Origin of the sequence: Dongia sp. (genome assembly GCF_041909655.1) — a bacterium.
In the GTDB taxonomy this organism is placed as follows: domain Bacteria; phylum Pseudomonadota; class Alphaproteobacteria; order Dongiales; family Dongiaceae; genus Dongia.
In genome coordinates, this window is sequence record NZ_JAYRDA010000002.1 from 541,041 (window position 1) to 553,086 (window position 12,046).

Below are 12,046 nucleotides of genomic sequence, written 5' to 3' on the forward strand. Positions count from 1 at the left end.
GTTATACCCGCCCAGCCCGCCCGGGGCCAGACTCCGTGTGGGGGCCAGCGTCAGTGTGGCGCAGTCAGGGAAATCCCCCCTCCTGAAAACGCCAAGGGCGCCGCCTTGCGGCGACGCCCTTGGTTGCTTCTTTCCAACAGACCTTGTCGGTCGATCAGATCGTGCAGATGGCCAACTTGGGCTTACATGCCCTTGTTGTAGGTACCATGCGGCTGCACGATGATGTCGACACGACGATTCTCTTGGTTTTCCGCGTCATCCGGACCCTCGGCTTCGCCAACGGCCATGACCGAGACGTCGGCCGCGAGCGGCACGCCGGCCTTGCCCATCGCCGCCATGACCGCCTTCGCGCGACGTTGCGCCAGGGCTTCGTTGGCATTGGTCGAGCCAACGGTGTCGGTGTAGGCGTTGATCTGGACGTGAGCGATCGGATACTGGCTGAGGAAGTTGCCGGCATCGGTCATCGCAGCGGTTTCGCTTTCGCGGACCGCGGCACTGCCCGTGTCGAAATAGATCGACGTGGTCTGCGGGCCGACATCCTGCGGGACGTGCAGCGATTCGAGATAGGCAAGACGCGCGCGGATCGGGTCGAGGAAGCGGTTGAGCGCGGCCTCGGCACGGGCACGATGCTCGGCGGCTTCTTCCGCCAGACGCACGCCTTCCTGGCGCAGCGGCAGGTTGGTGTAGAGATACGGCGCGTCAGCGTCGATGCTCTGCTTGATTTCCTCAGCTTCGCGCGACTTATCGCCGGCTTCGTTGAGGTGATAGAGCAATTCGCCGAAATCGCCTTCGCGGGTCTTGTCGACATTCGCCTGAATGTTCGACAGATCCGGTTCGCGGTTCGGCGCCGCGCAAGCCGTCACAGCCAGCAAAGCTGACCCGAGCAGCAGAAGCTTGAAGCTTTTCATGGTTTTTAACCCCCTGGGACGTTCACGTGAAAGGGTGCGAGAATCGCGGTTCGCATCCGCCCAACACCCAACCGAGTGTCGGATGATTAACAATAAGCCGATTCAACTTGTGGAATCCATGTTGATTCAGCCCGATGCCGTCGCCTGTGTCAAAATGCCCGCATCTGTGGCCATTGCGCCACAAGCGGCGTCATCGCAGGTTTTGTCGGTGCCATAGGCATTTTGGTTCGATCTTTAGGCAAATATGTGTGCACTGTCACATTTTTATCAAATGGTCAGGGCAATTTCAGGTTGTAATTCCTAATGCGTCCTGCGGCGCACCGTTGGCGGCAATAAGCGGCTTCAGCGCAGGACTTGGCGCAAAGCCGCGGCCAGAGCCCAGGGACACAACGCCAGCAGCACCAGATCGAGGGCCAAGAGGAGTTGCAGGGCGGCAACGGGGCTCTCGCCCAGCCCCACCGCCGACACAGCCCCCATGCCGAGGATCAGGATCGGGACGAACAGGGGGAGAACGATGAAGGCCAGCAGGATTCCACCGCGCCTGGCACCCAAGGTGAGGCCGGCCCCCAGCCCGCCCAACAGCGACAAAGCGAGCGTCACCCCGAAAAGGGCCAGCAGCAAAATCGGATAGAGGGCGGTCGGAAGCTGTAGCAGGAAGCCGAGGATCGGGGCCGCCACCAGCAGCGGCAACCCGGTGGTCAGCCAATGGGCCAGGACCTTGGCCATGACGACGAGTTCCAAAGCGAGCGGCGAGAGAAAAAGAAGATCGAGACTGCCATCCTCGTAATCCCCGGCAAACAGCCGGTCGAGCGACAGCAAAGCGGCCAAAGCCGCCATCGCCATGACAATGCCGGCGGCGATACGCGCCAGCAATACCGGTTCCGGCCCCAATGCGAAGGGAAACAGCACGCCGGCCGCCAGGAAGAACAGCACGACCGCCAGCAGGTCGACGCCCTGCCGCAAGGCAAGGCCCAGATCGCGCCTGAGCACGGCGAAGAAGGCCCGCCTCATGAGCGGCCACCCAGATCCAGGGTGACGCTGTCGCCGATCGCCAGGGCATCATGGCTCGAAATCACGGCGAGGCCGCCGCCGGCGAGATGCCGTTCAATAAGCCCCAGCACCAAAGCCTGGCCGTCGCGGTCGAGAGCTGTGGTGGGCTCATCCAGCAGCCAGATCGGCACGGGCCGCAGCAGCAGGCGCGAGAGACCGAAGCGCCGCCGCTGCCCGGCCGAGAGAATCTGCGCGGGGAGATCGGCATTGCGCCCCAGCCCCACTTCCGCGAGCGTATCGTCGACGGCGCGCGTGGCACCGTTGAGATCGACCCAGAATTGCAAATTCTCGCGCAGCGACAATTGCGGCTTCAAGGCATCGAGATGGCCGAGGAAGGCAAGCTCGGCGCGATACGCGGCCCCCAGCGCACCGACGTCCCGGCCGCGCCAGGCAAGCCCGCCCGCATCGATCGGCAGCAAACCAGCAACGAGACGCAGAAGGCTGGATTTACCGCTGCCATTGGGACCACGCAACAGCAAAGCCTGCCCGCCGGAAAGCGTGAAATCGAGATCGCGGAACAGCAGCCTTTCGCCGCGCCGGCAGGCGAGCTTCTCGGCCCGCAGCAAGGCTGCACCGGCGCGGTCCGTCTCCGCTGGTCTCACCTCTTCCCCCAAGGCTTTCCCCAAACTGTGGTGACGTCCGGCGGATCAGGCCCCGGCGATGGTCAGGCCGTCGATCCGCAAAGTGGGCGCGTTGGTGCCGTATTTGAAGACCAGATCGTCGGCAGGCGTCACCGCCTTGAACATGTCCTTCAGATTGCCGGCGATGGTCACTTCCGAGACAGGATAGGCGATTTCGCCGTTCTCGATCCAGAACCCGGCGGCACCCCGGCTGTAATCGCCGGTGACACCGTTGACGCCGGAGCCGATCAGCTCGGTCACATAGAAGCCCTGCTTGATCGCGCCGATGAGCTCGGCGCGGCTCACCTTGCCGGCCGCCATATGGACATTGCTGGCACTGGGCGAGGGCGGGCTCGATGTGCCGCGCGCCGCATGACCGTTGGAGACCAGACCCAATTGCCGGGCCGAGCGGCAATCGAGCAGCCAGGTCGTCAGGCGGCCATTGTCGATCAGCTTCTTGGCGGTGGTCGGCAGGCCTTCCCCATCGAAGGGCCGCGAGCGCAGGCCGCGCGCGCGGTGCGGATCGTCGAGGATGTCGATGCCCTGGGCGAACACATCCTTGTCCAGATAATCCTTCAGGAACGAGGTGCCGCGCGCGATGCCGGCACCGTTGATCGCCCCCACCAGATGACCGACGATGGAATTGCTGATGCGGGGGTCGAAGATCACCGGCAGGGATGCGGTCTTGATCTTGGTGGAATTGAGCCGTTTCACGGCGCGGTTGCCGGCGGCCTCACCCAGTTTCACCGGATCCTCGAGATCGGCGAGATAGACGGTCGAGCTGTAATCGTAATCGCGCTCCATGCCCGTGCCGGTGCCGGCGAGGACCGAGACCGAAAGCCCAAAATGGCTGGTGGCATAGCTGCCCATGAAGCCGTGGCTGGTGGCGAGCGCCACTTCCGAACGGCCATAGCCGGCTTCCGCCCCTTCCGAATTGGTGACACCCTTGACGCTGCGCGCGGCATCCTCGGCGGCGCGCACCAGTTCGGTCAGTTGCGCTTCGCTGGGTTCGGTCTTGTCGCAAAGATCGAGCTTTGGCCAGTTCTTGGCCAATTGCGCGGGCTCGGCGAGGCCGCAATAGGGATCCTCCGGCACCGCCCGCGCCATGGCGACGGCGCGCTCGGCCAATTCCTTCAAGGCCGCCGGGGCAAAATCGCTGGTCGAGACAATCGCCTGGCGCTTGCCAACGAACACGCGCAGGCCCAGATCCTGCGATTCCGCGCGCTCCAGCTTTTCCTTGTTGCCCAGCCGCTCGCCCAGCGAGAGCGAGATCGACCGGCCAATGAGCGCGTCGGCGGATTCGGCGCCGGCGGATTTGGCCGTTTTGAGAAGGGATTCGAGAAGGCTGGTCTGGTCGATCTGGGTCATGGCGCTCGATCGTCTGGTGGGGCGTATGGTGGATCGGAAACCGGCATATGGCCATTCCCGCCCAAGCCTGCAATACGGGCCTGCAACTCGGGCCCGCAAGCTGGGACAAAGCAGCGCAAAAGACAAGCCCCGCTTGCCAGCCGATGGCCGCTTCGCGTTAATGGTAAAAGATCCGCCGCCGCGCCCGCCCTATTTGCCCGCTCTATTAGCCCCTGGACCCGATACGTGCATAGCGATGCCATCACCGACATCCTGATCGTGCTCATGGCGGCGCTGGCCATCGTGCCGCTACTGCATCGCTTCGGCATTTCTTCGATTCTCGGCTATCTCGCCGTCGGCATCCTCATCGGCCCCTTCGGATTGCGCGCGATCGACGATCCGGAGGATGCCGCCTGGCTGGCGGAATTCGGCGTCGTCTTCATGCTGTTCGCGATCGGCCTGGAATTGCCGATCGAGCGGCTGCGGACCATGCGCTATTACGTCTTCGGCCTCGGCGGGGCACAGGTGGTGGCGACCGCCATCATCATCGGCCTCGGCGCTCATCTCCTCGGCCTCGGCGCCGAGCCGGCCATGATCGTGGGTGGCATTTTCGCACTTTCCTCCACGGCGACGGTTCTGAAATTGTTGATCGATCGCGGCGAAGCGGCGGCCCGCTTCGGCCGCATCGCGGTCGCTGTCCTGCTGTTCCAGGATCTCGCCGTCGTGCCCATGCTGGCCCTCATTCCCCTGATGGGCGGCGATGGCGGCAACATCATGGTGACGCTCGGCACCGCGCTCGCGAAGGCAGCGATCGCCCTCACCATCATCGCGCTCGCCGGACGCTTTCTCATCCGACCGCTTTTCCGTCAGATCGCACAGACCGGCAATGCCGAGCTCTTCACTGCCGCCAGCCTCTTCATTCTCCTGGGACTGGGCTGGGTGACCGAGCGCGCCGGCATGTCGATGAGTCTGGGCGCCTTCCTGGCCGGCATGCTGCTGGCCTCGACACCCTATCGCCACCAGATCGAGGCGGACATCCAGCCCTTCCGCGGCTTGCTGCTGGGCCTTTTCTTCGTCACCGTGGGGATGAGCTTCGATCTCGCGGCGGTGGGGCGCAATCTCGCCACCATCATGATGCTCACCTTCGCTCTCATCCTGGTGAAGACATTGGTGATGGCGGCGATCGGTTATGCCTTCCGGTTGAAAGCGGAGACCACCTGGCGCACCGCTTTGCTGCTCGCCCAGGGCAGCGAATTCGGCTTCGTGCTCATCGCCCTGGCAAGGTCGGGCGGCATTGTGCCGCCGGATCTTGCCAATCAGATCAGCGCCGCCATCGTGCTTTCCATCTGTCTGACGCCGCTCCTTGCCATGCTGGGTGCGCGCATCTCGATCACCATCCGCGATCGCCGCGGCCGCAAGGCCAGCTCGATCGCGGTGGAATCGGAGGGCCTCTCGCAGCATGTCATGGTGGCCGGCTATGGCCGCGTCGGCCAGGCGATCTGCCGCCTGCTGGATGAAATCGGCATTCCCTACGTCGCACTCGATCTCGACGTGCAGCGCGTGATGACGGCCCGTGCCCGCGGCTTCCCGGTCTATTTCGGCGATGCCGCCCGGCTCGACGTGTTGAAGGCCGCAGGCATCGACCGCGCCGCCCTTGCGATCCTGGCCATCGACAATCCGGCCAAGGCCGAGCGCATGGCGGAGGCCTTGCGCGCGGCTGTCCCCATGCTGGCCATCATCGCCCGCGCCTGGGATAGCGGGCATGCCAAGCGTCTGAGGGAGATCGGCGTCACCGAGGCCATCCCGGAAGATCTCGAAATCGGCTTTGCCATGGGCCGTCAGATGCTCAATCGCCTCGGCAAAGGCGACGACGACCTCGCCGCCCGCATCGCCGAATTCCGCGCCGCCCATGACCAGGATAGCTTCAGCGAGCCCACCGCGATCGGCGAGCGCATCAGCAAAGACTAGCTCCGCCGATCTTGCGATTAGCCGATCTTCCCCGCCAGTGCCTGGCGGATCAACGTCGCGGTCTCGTTCTTGCCGTAGAGCGCGATGAAGGTGCCCATGCGCGGGCCGGTTTCCTGACCCAGCAGCACTTCATAAAGTGTCTTGAACCAGGCGCGGAGTTCCGGGAAGGGATGCTTCTTGCCGATCTCGAAAACGATGTTCTGCAGATCCTCGGCGCTGGCCCCGGCGGGAGCGGCTTCCAAACCGGCCAGCAATTCTTCCAGTGCCTTGCGCTCCATCTCGTCGGGCGCCCGGTACTTCTTATGCGGCTTCACATGGTCGCGATAATAATTGATCGCATAACCGACCATCTTGTCGAGGAACGGCGCCGATTGCGGATTGGCCTGCGGCAGGTAGCGGCTGACGAAGCCCCACAGGGTTTCCTTGGTCTCGGCATTGGCGACCGAGGCGAGGTTCAGCAGGATGCCGAAGGACAGCGCGTTGCGCGGAATCCCATTGCCGGTGGCCGGCGGCTTGCCGTTATGGATGTGCCAGGCCGGATTCTCCAGCTTCTGTGCCGGCGCCTCTTCCTCGAACTTTTCGACGAAGGTCAGATAATCGTCGACCGCGCGCGGGATGACATCGAAATAGAGGCGCTTGGCCGCCCGCGGCTTCTGGTACATGAACAAGGCGAGGCTCTCGGGCGGCGCATATTCAAGCCACTCTTCGACACTGAGGCCGTTGCCCTTCGACTTCGAGATCTTCTGGCCCTTGTCGTCAAGGAACAGTTCGTAATTGAAACCTTCCGGCGGCGGCGAGCCCAGTTCGCGGCAGATCTTGTTGGCCAACTGCACCGAGGGGATGAGATCCTTCCCGGACATTTCGTAATCGACACCCAGCACATGCCAGCGCATCGCCCAATCGGGCTTCCATTGCAGCTTGCAGCGGCCGCCGGTCACCAACGTTTCGACCTTCGATCCGTCCTCGTCCTGATAGACGATGGTGCCGGCGCTCGCATTGGTCTCAAGCACCGGCACCTGCAGCACGCGGCCGGTCTTCGCGCATACCGGCAGGAAGGGCGAATAGCTGGCCGCGCGCTCTTCGCGCAAACTGGGCAGCATGATTTCCTGCACCTGTTCGTAATGCCGCAGCACGTCGAGCAGGCCCTGATCGAAGCGGCCCGACATGTACATATCGGTCGAGGACTGGAACTCGTATTCGAAGCCGAAACCGTCGAGGAAGCCCCGCAGCATCGCGTTGTTGTGATGGCCGAAGCTCTCATGGGTGCCGAAAGGATCCGGCACCTTGGTCAGGGGCTTCCCCAGATGCTGGGCCAGCATCTCCTGGTTGGGGACATTGGTCGGCACCTTGCGAAGGCCGTCCATATCGTCGGAAAAGGCGAAGAGCCGCGTCGGTATGTCCGAGAGGCGCTGGAAGGCCTGGCGCACCATGGTCGTACGCACAACCTCGCCGAAAGTGCCGATATGCGGCAGGCCCGAGGGGCCATAGCCGGTCTCGAACAGCACATAGCCCTTTTTCGGCGCTGCTGCTTTATAGCGTTCGACCAGCTTTCGGGCTTCCTCGAACGGCCAGGCACGCGCGGCTTGGGCATAGGTACGGTCGTCGGTCATTTCCTGTCTCGGGCACTCAATCGTGTGAAAAGGGCAAAAAGCCGCCGGAGACTAGGGATTCCGCCCCCCTGCCGCAAGGGCGAAAGGCGCAAGCGGCTGGGGATCAGGGTTGCGTCCGGATCATTGGGCCAGGCTGACGATCGCCTCGACCGGCAGATGGTCGGAGCCGACATCCGGTCCGGCGGCGAGGGAAATGACGCGGGCTTGCCCCCGCGCCATGATGTGATCGATCGGCAGGCGGATGAGTGCCGGTCCCCAGGCCGGCCAGGAGGGCACCATAAAGCCGGCATTGTCGAAACCGCTCGCCATGCGCAGATCCTGCTGGATGCGGCTCCAGGGGGCCGCATTGAAATCGCCCATCAGGATCGCATCCTCGGGCAGGCGCGCGAGGCCGGCCAGGAGCTGCGCCGCCTGCTCGGCCTGGGCGATGCGGGGCAGGCCGTCCGCGGGCGCGGTCTCATATGGACCGGTCGCAAGTTCCGCCGGCTTTGCCGGCATCAGCGGCCAAACCAGATGCGTGACGGCGATCGTCACCGATTTGCGTCCCGGCAAAGCGATTTCCCCCCAGGCCAGAACCGGCAGGCGCTGGTCGATGCGCGCCGCGCCGGATTTTGTGAAGGGATGTTTCGACAGCAGCATTTCCTCGCAACGCTGGTCGGCGGCGAGGCAATCGACGCCATAGGGATAGAGCGCACGCAACGGCGCGAGCTCCGCCTTCCAGCGCGGCGTCACCTCGACGAGGCCAATCACATCGGCACCGCTCGCCGCCAGATAATCGCGCACCGATTGATAGGAATCGCCGCGATAGAAGACATTGAGCGAGACGATCTTGAACCGCGCCTCGTTGTTCATCGGTGTCAGGACCAGATTCAATCCAGGCCAATAGGGATGAATGATCCAGACCTGGATCAGTGCGATACCGAGGACCAAAGCGAGCCAGCGCCAGCAGCGCAAGGCCAACGCCAGGACGACGAGCAGGATCGCCGCCGCCAAGATCTGAAGGGCGAAATGTTCGGCCACGGCGGTCAACGGCCAAAGCGGATGGAAGAGCGGCATCAAGGCCGCCGCCGCCAGACCCAAGGCCCCCACCGACAAGAGGCCGTGCAGCCATGATGAAATCCTGCGGCGCCCGGAAATACCCGACGCGGGCATATCCGCGCGCCGCAACGTCCCTTGTTCGCTCACATCCACCTCATCCATCGCCCCTTGCCCCGCCTCGCTCCCACATATGGCGACCGGGCGTGGCGACAATATGGCATAGCCCGTCCGTTTTGGCGGCGCGGCGCGGGTTGGTCCCGCCCCATTCTCCGGGCAGTGCCATTTTGCAGGTTTTCATGGCATATAGGACCGATAGCTGGGGGCAGATGGAAAGATCATGGCCGGGTGGCGGAAAATGGCGAAGGGCGCCTTGGCCCTATCCGGGGTTGCCCTGGTCTTCAGCCTTGCCGCGCCGGCGCGGGCCGCCGATGCCAAGGATGACATCGTTCTGGGTGCCCTCCTCGCCGAATTCTATCTCTCGGTCGCCGCCTCGCTCGGCGATACGCAGGGCGAGGTCGACATATCCAGTGAGACTATCGCCACCGCGGTTCAGCTTTCCCGCCTCGCCGCCAGGCAGGCAGACCAAGGCGGCGCCGATGCCGCCGATTTTGATCTGGCGCTCGGTGCCTTCCTCGCTTTCGCCGCCGGTCTCGAGAAGGAAGCGAAGGCGCCGCTCAGCCCGAAACAGGCGCGCGATTTCGCCTGCCATCTGGTCGGCAGCGATCAGGTGGCCTTTGCCGAGCTTGGCCGGCGCGTGAAGCTCGACGGCGAAGGGGCCGCCGCCTGCGCGCTGGCTTTCGAAAAGGCAGCCGCCGCCTGGAACGACCGCTTCAGCGCCTATCGCCGGGGTCCGGGTTTGACGCCGCCTGCCGGTTCAGGCCCGCTTTATGTCGAGATCGCCCCGGTCTTCAACCCCGCCAACGAAGCGATCGCGCAGACCTTGCGCGACAGCCAGCTCTATGACGCGCTGGCCGAGCGCTTGAATGCCGAGATGGTGATGCCGAGCGGCCGCGTGCTGCTGGTGACGGAATGCGGCGGCACCCAGGCCTTCTACAACCCGGAAAGGCGCGAGATCGTGCTCTGCGACGAACGCATCGCCGCCTGGATCACTGCTGCCGAGGCACAGCCCTAGATCGCTGCGGTTTCAGCGTCTTTCTGACGATATCGAGTTAGAACCGGCCGTAGCGATAGAGGTCGGTGCCGTTATTCTCCAGCCACTGCCGCGCGGGTTCGACCTGGCGGCAGATCTCGCCGCACAGCTTCCAGAAGCGGGGGCCGTGATTCATCTCCTTGAGATGGGCGACCTCATGGGCGATGACGTAATCCATCACATGCCGGGGGGCGAAGATGAGGCGCCAGGAGAAGGCGAGCTCGCCCTCGCTGGTGCAGGAGCCCCAGCGGCTCTTGGTGTCGCGGATCGTGATCTTCTTGATCTTCTTGCCGATCGCCTCGGCCTTCTGGATGGCACGTTGTTCGATCTCGCGCTTGGCTTCGATCTTGAGCCAGTCCTGCACCCGGCGCGGCACGTGCTCCTCATGACCCGCGACATGGATTTCTTCCTGTTCGCACCAGACCACACCGCGCGCATTGGGGCGGTGACGGATGCGATGCGGCGCGCCGAGGAAGGGAATCGTGGCGCCGTGGAGGAAGGGCACCGGCTCGTGCAATTGATCGAGGCGCTCCTCGATCCAATCCCTGTTGCTTAACGCAAATCGCTTGCCTTCATCGCGCGAAGTGCGTTTCGGCAGCACCACAATGATGCGCGATGTGCCGTGATCGAGCCGCAGGATGATGCGCCGCGCGCGGTCGTTCTGCTTGAACACCAGCGGCACTTTGCGCTGCGCGAAAGAGAGCATGTGGATGTCGCTCGCCTCGCTCATGCGCTTGCGCTTCACGCGCGCCTTTTGCACCGCGCCCGCTTTGGCACGGCTTTCTGAATTTGCCTTATTTTTCTGATCGTTCCGCATGGCCGTAGAGAATAATCCACATATCCCCAGGGTGAAGCTCCAACCCCCGGGGACCACTCTACGGCCCGCTTGATGTCGCTTTCAACCGCTTACTGTTTTTTTAGAGGAACCCTGCGGTTTCACGGTTAACGATGCGGCTTCCGCGGTGATAAGGGCCTGTTTTCGCTCGCTTCCCCAGGCATAGCCGCCGATGGCCCCATCGTTACGCAAAGCGCGGTGACAGGGGATGGCGATGGCGACCGGGTTGGCGCCGCAGGCCTGGCCGACGGCTTGGGCCGCCCCCGGTTGACCGATCGCCCGGGCGATCGCCCCGTAGGAGGCGGTCTCGCCGGTGGGAATTCGGGTGAGCGCCGACCAGACCCGGCGCTGGAAAGCGGTCATGCGAATGTCGAGCGGCAGGTCCCGGCGCGGGGCCTGACCGGCGATGCGGCGGAGAATTTCGGTGAGGTAACGCCCAAGGCCGGCATCGTCGCGGAGGATCGACTTGGCCTTGGGGAATTCCTCCCGCAGTTCGCTTTCCAGCGCCAGGAGGTCGTCGCCCAGTTCCACGCGGCAGAGACCGCGCTCGGTCGCCGCCACCAGGACCAGGCCCAGATGGCATTCACCGATCGCATAACGGATCTCGGCGCCCTTCCCACCTTCGGCATAGCTGGCAGGCGTCATGCCGAGGGCGGCACCCGCCCGTTCATAGACGCGGCTCGAGGAGCCGAAGCCGGCCTCGAAGGTCGCGGCGGCCACACCGGCACCGCTCCGGAGGCCTTTCTTGAAGCGTTCCAGGCGCAGGCTTTCCTCGTATTCGCGGGGGCTGACGCCCATGGCGCTCTTGAACTTCCGCTGCAGATGCCAGGGCGACAAGCCGCAATGGCTGGCCAGTTCCTCCAGAGTCACGGGGCCGTCGGCCTCGTCTTCCTGGCGGGCTTTGATATAGGCCGTGGTGCGGCCGATGAGGTCAGTCTGGATCTCGGTCATCTTGGCGGGCTTCCCTCTCATGCGAACCATGTCTCGTGAATCCTGCCATCAGATTAGCCGAAGCACCCGAACCCGCTATCCGGCCCTTGCGCTGCCCGGCAAGGCCTGCGCTATCCTTCCGGGATGCCGGATTCCGCCAGTCTACACCGCTTCATCGCCGTCCAGGACCCCGTCTATGCGCGGGTGCTCGCGGAATTGCGGCAGGGGCGCAAATCCAGTCATTGGATGTGGTACGTCTTCCCGCAGATTGCCGGGCTGGGCTTCAGCCAAATGTCCCGCCTTTATGCCATCGCCGATCTCGCGGAAGCGCGAGCCTATCTCGCCGATCCGATCCTGGGGGCGCGGCTGCGGGAATGCACCACTCTGGTCAACGCCATCACCGGCCGCTCGGTCCATGAGATCTTCGGGTCGCCTGACGACGTGAAATTCCAGGCTTCCATGACCTTGTTCCAGGCCGCCGCCACCGATCCGGCCGATCGGGCGCTATTTCACACCGCCCTGCAGAGGTTTTTCGGCGGCGAATCGCATCCAGGCACCCTCGCTCGGCTCTAGCGATTGCCGCCTCGACA

11 protein-coding genes are annotated in these 12,046 nt (G+C 64.0%); 3 read left to right on the top strand and 8 right to left on the bottom strand.

The features are described from left to right. Window positions 1–182 precede the first annotated feature (182 nt). The 4 genes from ACE3PR_RS05630 to ACE3PR_RS05645 form a co-directional block, all read right to left on the bottom strand. The gene (locus ACE3PR_RS05630) at window positions 183–908 is read right to left on the bottom strand and encodes an OmpA family protein (RefSeq protein WP_374369086.1); all 726 of its coding nucleotides are present in this window, start codon (window positions 906–908) and stop codon (window positions 183–185) included. 342 nt (window positions 909–1,250) lie between these two features. Then, entirely contained in the window at window positions 1,251–1,919 is a 669-nt protein-coding gene (gene ccmB, locus ACE3PR_RS05635; RefSeq protein ID WP_374369088.1) for a heme exporter protein CcmB, read from the bottom strand. Beyond that, a complete protein-coding gene (gene ccmA / locus ACE3PR_RS05640) occupies window positions 1,916–2,560 on the bottom strand; it encodes a heme ABC exporter ATP-binding protein CcmA (RefSeq protein ID WP_374369090.1) in 645 nt (214 codons plus the stop codon). Before ccmA ends, ccmB begins: the two co-directional genes overlap by 4 nt. Window positions 2,561–2,605: 45 nt before the next feature. Further along, the gene (locus tag ACE3PR_RS05645) at window positions 2,606–3,946 is read right to left on the bottom strand and encodes a TldD/PmbA family protein (protein WP_374369092.1); all 1,341 of its coding nucleotides are present in this window, start codon (window positions 3,944–3,946) and stop codon (window positions 2,606–2,608) included. Window positions 3,947–4,171: 225 nt separating this feature from the next. On the opposite strand from ACE3PR_RS05645, the gene ACE3PR_RS05650 reads away from it, so the two are divergent. Beyond that, a complete protein-coding gene (locus tag ACE3PR_RS05650; RefSeq protein WP_374369094.1) occupies window positions 4,172–5,893 on the top strand; it encodes a monovalent cation:proton antiporter-2 (CPA2) family protein in 1,722 nt (573 codons plus the stop codon). A gap of 17 nt (window positions 5,894–5,910) precedes the next feature. Here ACE3PR_RS05650 and ACE3PR_RS05655 read toward each other — a convergent pair whose 3' ends face one another. Both ACE3PR_RS05655 and ACE3PR_RS05660 read right to left on the bottom strand, forming a co-directional pair. Beyond that, entirely contained in the window at window positions 5,911–7,503 is a 1,593-nt protein-coding gene (locus ACE3PR_RS05655) for a lysine--tRNA ligase (protein WP_374369096.1), read from the bottom strand. 120 nt (window positions 7,504–7,623) lie between these two features. Next, the gene (locus tag ACE3PR_RS05660; protein ID WP_374369098.1) at window positions 7,624–8,703 is read right to left on the bottom strand and encodes an endonuclease/exonuclease/phosphatase family protein; all 1,080 of its coding nucleotides are present in this window, start codon (window positions 8,701–8,703) and stop codon (window positions 7,624–7,626) included. Window positions 8,704–8,896: 193 nt separating this feature from the next. Here ACE3PR_RS05660 and ACE3PR_RS05665 point away from each other — a divergent pair, with 193 nt between their 5' ends. Further along, window positions 8,897–9,673 (top strand): DUF4344 domain-containing metallopeptidase, encoded by a 777-nt coding sequence (locus ACE3PR_RS05665; protein ID WP_374369100.1) that lies wholly within the window; start codon window positions 8,897–8,899, stop codon window positions 9,671–9,673. 37 nt (window positions 9,674–9,710) lie between these two features. On the opposite strand, the gene ACE3PR_RS05670 is transcribed toward ACE3PR_RS05665, so the two are convergent. Then, on the bottom strand, window positions 9,711–10,436 hold the full coding sequence (locus ACE3PR_RS05670; RefSeq protein ID WP_374369102.1) for a M48 family metallopeptidase: 726 nt from the start codon (window positions 10,434–10,436) through the stop codon (window positions 9,711–9,713). Between the two features lie 153 nt (window positions 10,437–10,589). Next, a complete protein-coding gene (locus ACE3PR_RS05675; protein ID WP_374369104.1) occupies window positions 10,590–11,477 on the bottom strand; it encodes a bifunctional transcriptional activator/DNA repair enzyme AdaA in 888 nt (295 codons plus the stop codon). Between the two features lie 123 nt (window positions 11,478–11,600). Here ACE3PR_RS05675 and ACE3PR_RS05680 point away from each other — a divergent pair, with 123 nt between their 5' ends. After that, complete coding sequence (locus tag ACE3PR_RS05680; protein WP_374369106.1) at window positions 11,601–12,029, top strand: DUF1810 domain-containing protein; 429 nt, start codon at window positions 11,601–11,603, stop codon at window positions 12,027–12,029. Window positions 12,030–12,046 lie beyond the last annotated feature (17 nt).